The following is a 14,961-nucleotide window of genomic DNA, read 5'->3' on the forward strand; positions in this document are numbered from 1 at the left end:
CCGGTCAGCCTGGCTTGCCATCCCGACGGGGCGTCAGGTAGATCCATGCCGATCGCACGACCCACGGGGCCAGCACCAGCAGCCACAGCAGCGCCGCCAAGGTGTAGACCGGCCATGGTTGCCGGGCGGTATTGGCCAGCACCCGGACGATGGCCGTGAGCTGCATGCCGATGAATGCGATCCAGGGAATCGTCCCCATCGCCAGCGGTCGGCCCGAATGGCCGTGCGTGACGCGCGTGACCATCGCCACCAGCATCGAGGCGAAGAAACCGATGGCAAGCGCATGCAACGGCGCGCGGGCCCAACTGCTGGTGCCATGCCAGGCCAGCGACAGGCTGTCGGCGGAAAACAACGCGAAAGATAGCGGCAACCAGGCCAATGCCACGTAAAGCACGGTCAACAGGCCCGGACGGCTCGCCTTCCACGGCTGCCAGGCGAGCCATTGCCACAGCAGCAGGCCGGTGAGGGGCAGGTCGGCCAGCCAGCGCCAGGACGCGAGGCCCGTGAGATCGAGCGCCAGGTGCCCCAGCACCAGCACCCACATCGCAAGCAGCGACCACGCCGGGCGCACGACGCGGTAACCCGGGATCACGTTATTGGAGAAGAACGGCACCATGCGGTGCGCGACGGTGAAGTAGACCGGCAGCAGCAAGCCGAACGTGCCCAGCGCATTGGCCGCCTGCATGAGGCGGGGCGACGCGCCACAGGCGAATGCCAGCGCCAGCGCGACGCCGACGGCGCCCAGCAGCAGCGCCGCGCCGCACGAGACGGCCCACACGTCGCGTGCGCGGTTCTGCGCGAGACGTCGGCCGAGGGCCTGCAGCGCCACCGTCCAGCCGACCAGCATGGCGGCGAGGCCGATGGGCAGCATGGCCGGCAGGCCGCTCTGCGCGGCCAGCACCAGCAGGCCGCCGCCGAGGATCGAGGCGAACACCGCGGCATAGGTGCGTCGGGGCACCTCCACGAGATTCAGCCAGCGCGGGAACACGGTCAGCAGGAAGCCGAACACGAACGGCGACAGCGTCGCGTACTGCATCAGGAAGCCGTGCGCCCACGCCGAGGGCATGGCCTGTGCCGCGAACGGCCAGGCATGCCAGGAGGCCAGCAGTGCCCAGGTCCACCAGCTCATGTTGGCGAGGAGAGCCAGCGCGCCGATGAGGAACATGGCCCGGTGCGGTGCCGCCAGCAGCATGGCCAGCGGATCAAGGGGGCGGGAGGGAGCGGAGGAGGGAATCGTCATGGACGGCTTGCGTGAGGTGCGACGGCCGAGGCGGGTCGCAGTCTGGCAATGTCGCTCCGGGCCTGGCTCTGACCTGGATCAGAATATCCCGGCGGGTTTGCGGGCGCATTGTCCCGCAAACCCGGCGCGGCATTACAGCTGGCTCATGCCGCCGTCGGCGACGATCTCGGTGCCGACGATAAAGGCCGATTCCGGCGAGGAAAGATGCAGCACCGTGGAGGCGATCTCGGCGGGCTTGCCGAATCGGCCTAGCGGTACCTGCGACTGGATCTGCGCAGCTGTGGCTTCCAGCGTGGCCTGGTCCAGCCCCAGCTTGCCGTAGAGCGGCGTCTCCACCGGCCCCGGGCTCACCACGTTGACGCGCACGCCGGCGGGCAGCAGTTCCGCCGAAAGCGTCTTGGCCAGCGAGATCACCGCCGCCTTGCTCGCCGCATAGACCGACGACGAAGGCATGCCCAGATGCGCATTGATCGAGCCGTTGATGACGACGGCAGCACCGTGGTTGAGCAGCGGCGCCAGTGCCTGCAACTGGAAGTAGGGGCCCTTCACGTTGGTGTGGAAGGTGAGATCCCAGAGCGCTTCATCGACAGCGTCGAACGGCGCGAACTTCGCCACGCCGGCATTGAGAAACACCGCATCGAGCTTGATGCCCTGTGCGGAAAGCGCGTCGGCCAGGGCCTTGGCCGACGCCGCCGAGCCGGCGTCATTGCAGATCGCGATGGCTTCATGGCCCAGCGATGGCGTGGCCTGGTCCAGCGCGGCCTGGTCGCGGCCGGTGATCGCCACGCGGGCGCCTTCGGCGGCGTAGGCCTGGGCGGCGGCGAGGCCGATGCCGCTGCTGCCACCGGTGACGAGCACGGTCTTGTTGGCGAAACGGTTCATGGCATTGCTCCTGGGTAGGTGTGGATCGATGGAGTGATATTGCAGTCGCCCACGGCCGTTGCCGTACCGCCCTTTCGACGAACACGTTCGATATGGTCGAACGAGTGCGGGTATCCACTTTTTGAAGTGATGCGCCGCGCGCGACGTGGAATGTGCACGCGGCATGTGCGCGGCGTCCTCGTCGCGTCCATGGCGCGTGCGCAGGTCGTGCAGCGAGCGTGCGCCGTGCCGTGCCGTGACATCGATGACTGGCCGACAACGCTTGCGCGCGACAGTCACGCGTCAGGTACCTCGTGTCGACATTCCGATCTCCAAGGTGACCCGCATCGCCCAGGGAGATGAACCCATGACAAGACGTGGAAACGCCGCCCGCATTCACGGCATATGCGGCGCATGGCTCGCTTGGTCCGTGGCATGCAGCACGCCGGCTTTTGCCGATACGTCGCCGGCGCTGGACCGTGCCAGTCTATGGATCGGCGGCTTCTATTCCGACACGGAAACACGCATCGGGCCAGCGACCGCAGCGGCCGGTACAGCGGCAGCGTCGGCCTCGAGGACGATCTGGGCTTTCGTCGGCACAAGGCGGTGCCGCGTGCGCGACTGGATTTTCTCATCGGCGAGCACCAGGGCTTTTCGTTCGATTTTTTCGGCATAGACCGTACGCATAGCCGATCCATCAGCCGCGCGTTCGACTACGACGGCCGGCATTTCGATGCGTCCGCGCGTGTCGACGGCAAGCTCAACTTCAACTTCGGCAGCGCCGCGTACCGTTGGTGGTTCGGCGGCGGCAGCGATGTCTTCGGTTTTGGCGTCGGTGCCGCCTATTACGGCGTGAAAGCGCGCATCGCCGGCGAAGCCTCGCTGGACGGGCAGACCGCGCAAGCGGCGGCGTCGAGCCATGAAACGGCCTGGGCACCGGTGCTCCAGCTCGGGTGGCGCCACGCCTTCACCCACGACCTGCGCATGTATTTCGACGCCTACGGCGTTAAGAAGAACGGCGGCAATCTGGCCGGGCATATCTACAACGCGGCGCTCGGTGTCGAATGGTTTCCGATCGAGAATCTGGGCATCGGCGGCGAATACGGATACACGCGGATCAAGCTGGAACAGAACCGCACGAACTACCGCGCCAACCTGGACATGAAACTGAAGGGACCGTCGCTGTTCGTGCGGCTGAGGTTCTGAGCGCCGCGTTCAGAATGCCCAGCAGGCACAACCGGGCATGCCCCACAAGGCATGCCTATCGTGGCCATGCGTGCCGCAGGCGGCATGAAGCGTGGAGACGTCGACGAGTTCGCGTGCGAGCGATGATTTCCAGTACTGGCTGCCGGTGTGGACGGGCGACCAGTCGGGCATCGGTCGCGGCGGCGTGAGGTCATGGTTACGGAAGTCGCCGGAGGCATACACGATGCGCCCGTCCACCACGGTGAGCTCGGAGACGATCTGGCGGATCTCATCGTCGGTCACCTGGAAGTAGTCCTGCGACAGCATCGCGAAATCCGCCAGCAGTCCGACGTCCAGCTGTCCCTTGAGCTCGTCTTCGCCGGAGAACCAGGTGTTGTGGCGCGTGCACAATGCCAGCGCCGTCGCGCGATCCAGCCGATTGCGGTGCGGATAGAGCTGCAAGCCGCCCAAAGTGCGGCCCGTGGTCAGCCAGTGCAGGGTGGTCCACGGGTCGTAGCTGGCGACGCGCGTGGCATCGCTGCCAGCGCCGACGCGAAGGCCCATCTCCAGCATGCGCCCCACTGGCGGCGTGCGCTCCGCCGCGGCGGCGCCATAGCGCTCAACGAAATACTCGCCCTGGTACGCCATGCGGTGCTGGATCGCGATGCCTCCGCCCAACCGGGCCATGCGCTCGAGATTGCGGTCCGAAACGGTCTCCGCGTGATCGAAGAACCAACGTAGGCCCTGCAGCGGGATATCGCGGTCGACGCGCTCGAACACGTCCAGCGCACGGCTTATCGTTTCGTCATAGGTGGCGTGCATGCGCCAAGGCCACCGGCGCGTGGCGAGCAGCCGCGCCACCTGTTCCAGTTCGTCTTCCATGGCATGCGGGAGCTCTGGTCTCGGCTGCCGGAAGTTCTCGAAATCCGCCGCGGAAAACACCAGCATCTCGCCCGCGCCGTTGACCCGGTAGAACTCGTCGCCATCGCCAGGGCGAAGGATCGATGACCAATGCCTGAAATCCTCCAGTTCTTCGCCGGGCCGTTGCGTGAAGAGGTTGTAGGCAACGCGCACGGTGAGCAGGCGATGCAGCTGCAATTCCTCGATGGCGCGGTAATCGTCGGGATAGTGCTGCAGCCCACCGCCCGCATCGATCACGCTGGTGATGCCGAGGCGGTTCAGTTCGCGCATGAAATGCCGGGTGGAATTGATCTGGTATTCGTAAGGCAGGGTAGGGCCCTTGGCCAGCGCCGAATACAGCAGCATCGCGCTCGGTGTCGCCAGCAGCAGCCCCGTGGGCGTGCCGGCGCCATCCCGCTCGATGCGGCCGCCGGGCGGGTCCGGCGTGTCTCGCGTGTAGCCGCAGGCGCACAGCGCTGCCGCGTTGAGCAAGGCGCGGTCGTACAGGTGCAGCACGAAGACCGGCGTGTCCGGAGCCACCGTGTTGAGTTCATCCAGCGTCGGCAGGCGCTTTTCCGCGAACTGGTGTTCGGTGAACCCGCCGACCACGCGTACCCATTGCGGGGGCGGTGTATGCGCCACCTGGTCGGCCAGCATGCGCATCGCGTCGGCGAGCGACGGCACGCCATCCCAGCGCAGCTCCAGGTTGTAGCTGAGGCCGCCGCGGATCATGTGGATATGCGAGTCGATCAACCCGGGAATGATCCGTCGCCGCCCCGCGTCGATGATCAGCGTGGCCGGTCCGGCCAATGAGCGGATCTGCCCGTTGGTGCCCACGGCGGCGATGCGGTTGCCGGTCACCGCGATGGCCTGCACTTCAGGACGTCTCGGCACGCCCGTGTGGATCTTCGCGTTGTGCACGATGAGCGTGGGATGCGTGGTCATGGCTGCCTCGCGCGCCGAACAGGCCGGTATGCACAGGTGTACGTTCAGACGCGTCGAGCTTTCGTGACCGTGGCGAGCGGGAGGCTGTCAAGCAGATGGCGCAGGTCGCCGGCACCGGGTGGGCCGGTAAGGTCATCGGTCGAACGATGACCGAAGGGCTTCGCGCGGCGGCGTCATGTGCATATGCACAAATGTCATTTCCCCGGGCTGTCGCGCATGGCCAGCATGAAACCCTCGTTGGGAGGCGAGTGCATGACCGTATTGGCTGGACGTACCAAAACACGCGTTGCCGTTGCCGCCCGATATCTCGCCATGGCCTTGCTGCTCGGCATGCCGCTGGCCAGCCTGGGCGCCGATTATGATTTCTACGGCAACTGGCCCACCCACGTGACCGCGTCGGACGGGACGGATTTCGGCCTGGCCGTGCTGTACCAGTACGACATCAACCAGTTCTCCCGGGACGACGGGCGACTGGAGGACGCCCATACCAACCGGCGTCGCTACCTTGGCCTGTACCTGCGCAAACCCGGCGTCTATGACGCCATCGCCCAGTACGACTACCAGGCACGGCAATGGGCCGATGCCTTCGTGCGCCTGCGTAGCAGCGGCGTGCTGGGCAAGGACCTGGGCAACTTCCGCTTCGGCTATTCGAAGACGCCGGTGGGCTTCGAGGGCGTCACGAGCACCTCCGCCACCACGTTCATCGAATCGGCGCTGCCTACGCAGGCCGTGTGGGAAGGGCGCCGGGCCGGTATCGACTGGGCGTGGATAAGTCCGCACTTCGTGCTGAACGTGGGCGACTATTTCTGGCGCAAGGATCTGGACGGCAACAACCCGGGCAGTACCTGGGCGGCTCGCGCTGCCTGGGTGCCGGTCAATCACCCGGGCCACGTGCTGCACCTGGGGTTGTCGGCCTCCCGCGAGAAGCTGGACTGGGCGGACCAGGGCAGCGTGCCGCCATCGGCGCGCCTGCGCGCGCGCCCGGAGGCCGGCCTGACGCCGGTGCGCCTGGTGGACTCGGGCAACCTGCGCTACAGCAAGAGCGTCAACAGGCAAGGGCTCGAAGCGCTGTGGATCGACGGGCCATGGTCGGTGCAGGGCGAATACCTGCAGGCCAAGGTCCAGCGCTACAACGGCAAGCCTGACTATGACGCCAGCGGCTTCTACGTATTCACCACCTGGACGCTCACCGGCGAGGCGCGCTATTACAGCGACGGCAACGTGGGTGACCGTCGCTACACCGGTCGCGACCAGCAGGTCATCCGGCCCGCCCATGCGTGGGGCGCCGTGGAAGTGGCGCTGCGCTACAGCGAGCTCGATCTCAACGACGGCGCCATCACCGGCGGCAAGGAACACGACTGGACGGTGGGCGCGAACTGGTATCTCGGCGAACACCTCAAGTTGCAGGCGAACTACGTCTGGGCCTTCAGCGATCGCGGCAACCTGCAGGTGAACCCACGCATTTTCGAGATGCGGGCGCAGATCTACTTCTGATCGGTGGGCGCCGACGCGAGCAGGCGCGCGGCGTGACGGGCCATCACCAGGTTCTCGCGCGAAGGCAGCACGCGGGTTTGCAGCGCCGGCAGCACCGGCCTCAGCAACGCGATGACGCGTTCGCGCGTCGGCGCATGGTGCTCGCCGATCCCGCCGGTGAATACCAGCAGGTCCAGGCCGCCGAGCACGACGGCCATGCCCGCGGCCTGTCTGGCCACCGACATCGCGAACTGTTCCAGCGCCAGCTCCGCGAGCGGTTGCCCGGCGGCCTGCGCGAGTTCGCGCACGTCGGCGCTGAGATCGGAAATGCCGCGCAGGCCGGAGCGGCGCTCCAGCAGATCCTGCAGTTGATCGGGGTCGCAATGTTTTTCGCGCAGCAGGAACAGCAGCACGCCCGGGTCGATGTCGCCCGGCCGCGTTCCCATGACGATGCCGCCGGTGGGTGTCATCCCCATGCTGGTGTCGGCCGAGCGCCCATCGCGTACGGCAGTGAGGCTGGCGCCGCTGCCGAGGTGCGCGATCACCACGCGGGGCGGGATGACCGGCAGCTGTGCCAGGATCGATTCGCACGACAGCCCATGGAAGCCGTAGCGCTCCACGCCTTCGCGTTGCAGCGCATGCGGCAGCGGCAGCACGCGCGACAGGTCGGGCAAGGGGTGGTGGAAGGCCGTGTCGAGGCAGGCGACCTGCTGCGATTCGGGCAGCAGTTCGCGACTATGGCGCACCCATGCCAGCGCCGGAGGCACGTGCAGCGGCGCGAAGCTGGCCGCCGCCTCGATTGCCGCCAGCACCGCGTCATCGATCAGGCAATGCCGGCGCACGGAAGGTCCGCCGTGCACGATGCGATGGGCCACCACGGCAGGCGCGCCCAGCACGACGATCGGCGCAAGCGCGAGCAAACGGCGCAATGCCTGTTCGCCGGCATCGCCATCGAACGCGAGTTCACGCCATTCGCCGCACTCTCGAAAGCGCAGTCGATGACGCGTGCCGCCGGTGTCGACGTTGCCTTCGGCCACCAGGGCCGGCCCATCGGTCGCGACCTGGTAGAAGCCGAATTTCAGCGAGGACGAGCCGACATTCAGCGTGAGGATGTTCATGCCGGCTGCCAGCGCCAGTCGCGGATCTCGGGTAGATCCTCGCCGTGCTCGCTTACGTAAAGCCGATGGCGTTCGATCGCGCTGGTATAGCGTTCGTGCGCCTCCCTGCGCAGGTGCTCCAGCGTCGGCACGCGATTGATCACGTCCAGGCACAGCTGGTAACGGTCGAGGTGGTTGAGGACCATCATGTCGAACGGCGTGGTGGTGGTGCCTTCTTCCATGTAGCCGCGCACGTGGATGTTGTCGTGGTTGTGCCGGCGATAGGTGAGGCGGTGGATGATGCCGGGGTAGCCGTGGAAGGCGAAGATCACCGGCCGGTCGCGCGTGAACAGCCGATCGAAGGTTTCGTGATCCATGCCATGCGGATGTTCGTCCATGGTCTGCAAGGTCAGCAGGTCGACCACGTTGACCACGCGAACGCGCAGGTCAGGCACGTATTCGCGCAGCAGCATCACCGTGGCCAAGGCCTCCACCGTGGGCGCATCGCCCGCGCAGGCCAGCACCACGTCGGCATCGCCTTCCTCATTGCCGGCCCATGACCAGATGCTGGCGCCGGCCGCGCAATGCGCCACGGCGGCATCGATGTCCAGCCACTGCCATTCCGGCTGCTTGCCGGCAATGATGAGGTTGACGTATTGGCGGCTGCGCAGGCAGTGATCGGTGACGGACAGCAGGCAGTTGGCGTCCGGTGGCAGGTAGATGCGCACGATCTCCGACTTCTTGTTCGCCACGTGGTCGATGAAGCCGGGGTCCTGGTGGGAAAAGCCGTTGTGGTCCTGGTGCCAGACCAGCGAACTCAACAGGTAGTTGAGCGAGGCGATCGGCGCGCGCCAGGGAATGTCGCGCGTTACCTTCAACCACTTCGCATGCTGGTTGAACATGGAGTCGACGATGTGGATGAAGGCTTCGTAACAGTTGAACAGCCCGTGGCGACCGGTGAGCAGATAGCCTTCCAGCCAGCCCTGGCATTGGTGCTCGCTGAGCATCTCCATCACCCGTCCGGTGGGCGCGAGGTTGATGTCGGTTTCCAGCGTCTCGCCGAGCCATGTCTTGGGGCTGACCTCGTACACGGCATCGAGCCGGTTGGATGCGGTTTCATCAGGGCCAAACAGCCGGAAGTTCGATGATTCCAGGTTGAGCTTCATCACGTCGCGCAGCCAGGGGCCCAGGTGACGCGTGGTTTCGGCGCGCACGGAACCGGGTTGTCCAGTAGCCAAGGCGTATTCGCGGAAATCCGGCAGGTGCAGCGGCTTGAGCAGCAGGCCGCCGTTGGCGTGCGGGTTGGCGCTCATGCGGCGTTCGCCGGTGGGGGCGAGCGCGGCAAGCTCGTCGACCAGGGTGCCGCGCTGGTCGAACAGTTCATGCGGCCTGTAGCTCTTCATCCACTGCTCGAGGATGGCCAGGTGGCCAGGCTTGGACATGTCCGACAACGGCACCTGGTGCGAACGCCAGGTGTTCTCGACGGGCAGGCCATCGACGAAGGCCGGGCCGCTCCATCCCTTGGGCGAGCGCAGGACGATCATTGGCCAGTGCGCGCGCTTCGCCGGGGCATCGCTGCGCCGCGCCTCGCGCTGGATGCGGCGAATGCGCCGTATGCAGCGGTCCAGCGCTTCGGCAAAGGCCGCATGCATCGCGGTCGGCTCGTTGCCTTCCACGAAGATGGGTTCGTGGCCGTAACCGCGCAGAAGCTGCTTGAGTTCGCGGTCGCCGACGCGCGCGAGCACCGTGGGGTTGGCTATCTTGTAGCCGTTCAGATGCAGGATCGGAAGCACGGCGCCGTCGCGCGCGGGGTTGATGAACTTGTTCGAATGCCAACTGGTCGCCAGTGGCCCGGTCTCGGCCTCGCCGTCGCCGACCACGCAGGTGACGATCAGCTCGGGGTTGTCGAAGGCGGCGCCGTAGGCATGCGACAGCGAATAGCCGAGCTCGCCGCCTTCATGGATGGAACCGGGTGTCTCGGGCGCCACGTGGCTCGGGATGCCGTAGGGCCATGAGAACTGGCGGAACAGCAGGCGCATGCCCTCGCGCGTGCGTTCCACGCTTGGATAGGTTTCCGTGTAGGAACCCTCGAGATACGAATGCGCTACCAGCCCCGGGCCGCCGTGGCCCGGACCGATCACGTAGATCATGTCCAGGTCGTATTGCCTGATCGCGCGGTTGAGGTGCGTGTAGATGAAGTTGAGGCCCGCCGTGGTGCCCCAGTGGCCCAGCAGTCGCTTCTTGATGTGGTCCAGCGTCAGCGGCTGTTCCAGCAACGGGTTCTCGCGCAGGTAGATCTGGCCCACGGTGAGGTAGTTGGCCGCGCACCAGTAACGGTGCATCTTCTCCAGCAATGCAGGGTCGAGCTTGGGCATGACGCAACCTTCCGTCGCACGGGAAGCCGGCATCGTGCATGCGTGGGCGTGGAGGTGCTGTCACGGCATGCCGCCGCCCTCGTCATGACGGACGCGTGGCATGACGAAGCGATTACCGCTTGATGTCGAGCTCGTTGGTGACTTCCTTGACGCCGGCGATGCCGCGCACGATGGAGTCGATCTTCGCCTTCTCCGCATCGTTGGCCACGGGGCCGCGCAGGACGACGGCGCCGTCCGACGCGATGATCTTCACCTGTCGCCCCTGGGGCGACAGCGAGTTGTCGCGTTGGAGTATCTGCTGGACGTTGGCGGCCAGTTGCTGGTCGGCCGCGCTGGGTGAGGGAATCACCCGGCTCGGATTCCGGGGGTCGTGCATTGGCAGGGGCATCGTGGGCTCGTGCGGCGTCGGCACGGTGCCTGCACCTGCCGGAGGCGCCGTCTGCGCGAGGCACGCGGGTGCAGCGATGAAAGCGATGCCGATGACGATAGAGCCTGCGCGCATGTCACGATCCCGATGGGTGGCGTGGCTGACTACGCTGCGCCCTGCGGCGTACCCGCGCCGTGAACCGTCCGTGCAGGAGTCGCTAGGAGGACAGCCGATCGCTACAGGCCTTTCCTGCGTTCAGCCACGTCCGATGCGCTGAGCGTGCCTGGCTGGCCGCCGAAGCGACCCAGCACGTAATTGGACAGTGCTGCGATCTCGGCGTCGCTGTACGCCTCGCCAAACGAGGGCATGAAGACGTGCTGGCCACGCACATTGAGGCGAGAGCCGCCGAGCACCACTTGCGTGAGATTGGTGGCGTGCGGATCGCGCACGGAGCGCATGCCGGCCAACGAGGCGTAATCGCTCTGCCGCCCTTGTCCGTTGTCGAGATGGCAGCCGGCACAGGCACCGACGAACAGCTTTTCGCCCAAGCCCGCCGTGGCGGTGGCGTTGGCGGCAGCGCCCGTGGCTGCGGCGGGCGGAGTGGATACGCCTCCCTGTTGCGGTGGCACGTCGCGCAGATAGGCGACCAGCGCGGAAAGATCCGCAGGCGAGAGGTACTGCAGGCTGTTTTCCACCACTTCGCCCATCGGCCCGGAGGCGGTGCCGCGGCCGGCGGCATGGCCCTTGGCAAGATAATCGGCCAGCTCCTGGTCGCTCCAGGCGCCAATGCCGTGGTCCTTGTCGGAAGTGATGTTGTAGGCCTTCCACCCCTGCAACGCGGCGCCGGCAAGCGCTTCGCCGTGCTTCATCGCGAAGGCTGCATTCCTCGGCGTGTGGCACTCGCCGCAATGGCCGAGGGCAGTGGCCAGGTAGGCGCCGCGGTTCCACGCATCCGGCTTGCCGGCGACGGACTCGAAGCGCTGCTTCTTCAGGAACACCGCGTTCCACAGGCTGACCGCCCAGCGCTGGTTGTAGGGAAACGACAGGTCGTTGGCGCGCGCCGGCGCATGCGCGACGGGCAGGCTGAAAAGGTAGGCCTTGATGGCGAGGATGTCGTCGCGGCTCAACGCGGTGTACGACGTATACGGAAACGCCGGGTACAGCGGGTGGCCATCCTTGTCGACGCCGGCATGCAGGGCGCGAACGAAATCGTCGTCGCTCCAGTTGCCGATGCCGGTGTCCTTGTCCGCGGTGATGTTGGACGAATAGATGGTGCCGAACGGCAGCTTGAACGGCACGCCGCCGGCAAAGGGCTGGCCGCCGGGCACCGTATGGCACGCCGCGCAATCGGCGGCGCGCGTGAGGTATTCGCCTCGCGCCTTCGGATCGGTGATGTCGGCGGGAGCGCCGGCCACGGCCGGCTGCTTCGCGCTTTCGTCGCCGCCGTGCGTGACCGTATGCAGGGCATAGACGGTGAACACGATACCCACCAGCACGACCAGGCCGATGAGCGTGACAATGATGCGCCCGATCTTCATGCGAGCCTCCTCGCCGTGGCGGCCGCGTCGCCGGATGCGGCGTCCGCTGGCGTTGCGTCCGACAACACGGCCTTGAGCGCGTTCTGGTCCTGCACCAGGGCATGGCGATCGATCGGCAGGGTGCGGATGCGCACGCCGGTCGCGGCGAAGATCGCATTGGTCAAGGCAGGCATGGCCATCACCGTGCCGGTCTCGCCGATGCCGCCCGGCGATTCCGTGCTCGGCACGATGTGCACCTCGATTTCGGGCGTCTCGTTGAGGCGAAGCACGCGGTAGTCGTTGAAGTTGCGTTGCTCCACCGCGCCGTTCTTCAGCGTGATGCCGCTGTACAATGCGGCGCTCCAGCCGAACACCATGCCGCCCTGGATCTGCGCTTCCACCGTGTTGGGATTCACCACCCAGCCGCAATCGACGACGGCCACGGCGCGCTTCATGATGACCTCGCCCTGCGGTGTCACTTCCACGTCCATCACCACGCACAGGTAGCTGCCGAAAGGCGCGGCCAGCGCCACGCCACGGCCGTGGCGTGGCGGCAGCTGGCCTTGTCCCCACCCGGCTTTCTGCGCCGCCAGTTCCAGCACGGCCCTGGCGCGCGGGTTGTCGCCCAGCAGGTCGCGCCGATAGGCCAGCGGGTCCTTGCCGGCGGCATGCGCGAGTTCATCGACGAAGCTTTCAACCACGTACACGTTGTGCGTCGGGCCGACGCCGCGCCACCAGCCGACGGCAAGCCCGGCCGGCATGTCGTGGCGTACCCAGTCGACGCGCATGTTGGGGATGGCGTAGGGCAGTTCGGCGGAACATTCCACCAGGTCGCCATCCAGCCCGTTCTTGCCCATCGCACCCGGCGCGAACGTGGCGAGCACCGAGGCGCCGGTGGTGCGGTCGGTCCAGGCGATCGGTTTGCCGTTGTCGTCCAGCGTGGCCGAGATGCGGTCGTAGTAGGCGGGGCGATAGCGGTCCTGCGCGATGTCTTCCTCGCGCGTCCAGACGATCTTGACCGGGAAGTCGACCTGCTTGGCGATGGCGACGGCCTGTTCCACCGAGTCCTCGAACAGACGGCGGCCGAAGCCGCCACCGAGGTACTGGTTGTGCACCGTGATGCTTTCCGGCGGCAGTCCGGTGACCTTCGCCGCGACGTCGACGCAACGCGCGGGCACCTGCGTGCCGACCCAGATTTCGCAGCTGTCGGGGCGTACATGCACGGTCGTGTTGATCGGCTCCATCGTCGCGTGCGCGAGCAGGGGCAGCTGGTAGGTGGCGGAGACCACCTTGCCTTTCACGTTGTCCACGTGCCCGACTTCGCGGCCGAGGATGGGCTTGCCGTGCTCGGAGGCCTCGGCCAAGTCCTTGAACAGTTGCCCGGTGCTGAAGCTGGCGTTGGGGCCGCGCTCCCATGTGATGTCGAGCGCTTCCAGGCCTTGCTTGGCGGCCCAGAAATGTTCGCCGATCACGGCGACCGCGTTGTCGGTCTTCACCACCTTCAGCACGCCCGGTATCGCGCGTGCACGCGTATCGTCCACCGAGGCCAGCTTGCCGCCGAAGGTGGGGCAGGCGCGCACGGTGGCGACCTTCATGCCCGGTACGCGGATGTCGATGCCGAAGGGCAGGGTGCCATCGACCTTGGCGGGCGTATCCACGCGGCGCAGCGGCTTGCCGATCAGCTGGAAATCCTTGGGGTCCTTCGGCGATACCTTGTCGGGCATCGTGACCTTGGAAGCGGCATCGGCGAGTTCGGCGTAACGCAGCGTGCGGTTGGTGGGTGCGTGCGTGACCACGCCGCGCGCGACCGTGCACTGCGCTGCATCCACTTTCCATCGCTGCGCCGCCGCCGCAACCAGCATGTAACGCGCGGCCGCGCCCGCATTGCGCAGCGACGTCCAGCAGAAGCGGATGGTGGTGGACCCACCCGTTGCCTGGTCGCCGAGCAACGGGTTGGCATACAGCTTGCGGTTCGGTGGTGCGTGTTCGACCGTGATCTGGTCGAGGCCGACGTCCAGCTCCTCCGCCAGCAGGGTGGCCTGTCCGGTGTACGAACCTTGTCCCATTTCCACGGTGGGCATCACCAGCTGGATGCTGCCGTCGTTGCCGATGCGCACGAACGCATTCGGCGCGAACGCGGGATGGCTGGGATCGAGACGCGCATTGTCCGGCAGGCCCCACACGCGGCCGGCGCCGCCCAGCCACATGAAAGCCACCACCAGGCCGCCGCGCTTGATCAGCTCGCGGCGCGAAGGGCTTTGCAGGTCGACGTCGTGCGGGGAGGGTGGAACGCGAAGATTCATGGCTGCCTCTCGAACGATGCCGGCGGGGTGGAATTCGAAATCAGGCGATGGTCTGCGGCACGACGGTCGTACCCGTCGCCGCCTGCTTGATCGCCGCGCGGATGCGCACATACGTACCGCAGCGGCAAAGATTGCCGGACATGGCGGTATCGATGTCCGCATCGGTGGGCGAGGGCTTCTGCGCGAGCAGCGCCGCGGCGCTCATGATCTGTCCGGTCTGGCAGTAGCCGCACTGGGCCACCTCGACGCCGAGCCATGCCTGCTGCACGCGCTTGCCGACGTCGGTGCCGCCGATGCCTTCGATGGTGGTGATCTTCTTGCCCACCGCTCCGCTCGCCGGGAGCACGCAGGAACGCACGGCCTGTCCGTCCAGGTGCACGGTGCAGGCGCCGCATTGGGCGATCCCGCAACCGAACTTGGTGCCGGTGAGCCCGACCACGTCGCGCAGCACCCAAAGCAGCGGCATGTCATCGGGCACGTCGACCTGGGTGTCGTGACCGTTGATGGTGAGAACGATCATGCGGATGTCCCTTCAAGGCGTGGTATGCCGGGTACGCATGTCGCGGCAACTTCCCCTGCGACGTGCGTCGTGGTCGTTTGCACAAGGTAACCGCCAGGCGGTCGCGCTTGGTCCTGACCTTGCCGCATCTTCCTCTTCGCCGGAGAAAAGACAAGTGAAGGCACCGGGCATCCGGGTT

The 14,961-nt window shown here is 66.6% G+C and carries 11 protein-coding genes; 2 read left to right on the forward strand and 9 right to left on the reverse strand.

The genetic code is table 11. From position 1 onward, the window contains the following. Positions 1 to 4: 4 nt before the first annotated feature. Both JMF82_RS04950 and JMF82_RS04955 read right to left on the reverse strand, forming a co-directional pair. Entirely contained in the window at positions 5 to 1,240 is a 1,236-nt protein-coding gene (locus JMF82_RS04950; protein ID WP_201313425.1) for an NnrS family protein, read from the reverse strand. A gap of 132 nt (positions 1,241 to 1,372) precedes the next feature. Beyond that, positions 1,373 to 2,122, reverse strand: coding sequence for an SDR family oxidoreductase (locus tag JMF82_RS04955; protein ID WP_201313426.1), 750 nt, complete (start codon positions 2,120 to 2,122; stop codon positions 1,373 to 1,375). 414 nt (positions 2,123 to 2,536) lie between these two features. Between JMF82_RS04955 and JMF82_RS04960 the strand changes: the two genes are divergently transcribed. After that, positions 2,537 to 3,307 (forward strand): hypothetical protein, encoded by a 771-nt coding sequence (locus JMF82_RS04960; RefSeq protein ID WP_236585296.1) that lies wholly within the window; start codon positions 2,537 to 2,539, stop codon positions 3,305 to 3,307. A 9-nt stretch (positions 3,308 to 3,316) separates the two neighbouring features. On the opposite strand, the gene JMF82_RS04965 is transcribed toward JMF82_RS04960, so the two are convergent. Continuing rightward, on the reverse strand, positions 3,317 to 5,131 hold the full coding sequence (locus JMF82_RS04965) for an amidohydrolase (protein WP_201313427.1): 1,815 nt from the start codon (positions 5,129 to 5,131) through the stop codon (positions 3,317 to 3,319). A 252-nt stretch (positions 5,132 to 5,383) separates the two neighbouring features. Here JMF82_RS04965 and JMF82_RS04970 point away from each other — a divergent pair, with 252 nt between their 5' ends. Then, the gene (locus tag JMF82_RS04970; RefSeq protein WP_201313428.1) at positions 5,384 to 6,625 is read left to right on the forward strand and encodes a porin; all 1,242 of its coding nucleotides are present in this window, start codon (positions 5,384 to 5,386) and stop codon (positions 6,623 to 6,625) included. Here the strand turns inward: JMF82_RS04970 and JMF82_RS04975 are convergent. The 6 genes from JMF82_RS04975 to JMF82_RS05000 form a co-directional block, all read right to left on the reverse strand. Continuing rightward, on the reverse strand, positions 6,616 to 7,722 hold the full coding sequence (locus tag JMF82_RS04975; RefSeq protein WP_201313429.1) for an acetate kinase: 1,107 nt from the start codon (positions 7,720 to 7,722) through the stop codon (positions 6,616 to 6,618). The two genes, JMF82_RS04970 and JMF82_RS04975, sit on opposite strands and share 10 nt — an antisense overlap. Beyond that, positions 7,719 to 10,076 carry a phosphoketolase family protein gene (locus JMF82_RS04980; RefSeq protein ID WP_201313430.1) on the reverse strand — a complete coding sequence of 786 codons (2,358 nt, stop codon included), beginning with the start codon at positions 10,074 to 10,076 and terminating at the stop codon, positions 7,719 to 7,721. The genes JMF82_RS04975 and JMF82_RS04980 overlap by 4 nt, the downstream gene beginning before the upstream one ends. Positions 10,077 to 10,188: 112 nt before the next feature. Further along, positions 10,189 to 10,578 (reverse strand): BON domain-containing protein, encoded by a 390-nt coding sequence (locus JMF82_RS04985; protein WP_201313431.1) that lies wholly within the window; start codon positions 10,576 to 10,578, stop codon positions 10,189 to 10,191. Between the two features lie 101 nt (positions 10,579 to 10,679). Next, positions 10,680 to 11,981: a cytochrome c gene (locus JMF82_RS04990; RefSeq protein WP_201313432.1), complete on the reverse strand. Its 1,302-nt coding sequence runs from the start codon at positions 11,979 to 11,981 to the stop codon at positions 10,680 to 10,682. Continuing rightward, positions 11,978 to 14,263, reverse strand: a complete 2,286-nt coding sequence (locus JMF82_RS04995; protein ID WP_201313433.1) for a xanthine dehydrogenase family protein molybdopterin-binding subunit — start codon at positions 14,261 to 14,263, stop codon at positions 11,978 to 11,980. The genes JMF82_RS04990 and JMF82_RS04995 overlap by 4 nt, the downstream gene beginning before the upstream one ends. A gap of 40 nt (positions 14,264 to 14,303) precedes the next feature. After that, positions 14,304 to 14,783 carry a (2Fe-2S)-binding protein gene (locus tag JMF82_RS05000; RefSeq protein WP_201313434.1) on the reverse strand — a complete coding sequence of 160 codons (480 nt, stop codon included), beginning with the start codon at positions 14,781 to 14,783 and terminating at the stop codon, positions 14,304 to 14,306. Positions 14,784 to 14,961: the final 178 nt, after the last annotated feature.

Source organism: Dyella sp. EPa41 (assembly GCF_016586165.1).
Classification (GTDB): Bacteria; Pseudomonadota; Gammaproteobacteria; order Xanthomonadales; family Rhodanobacteraceae; genus Dyella.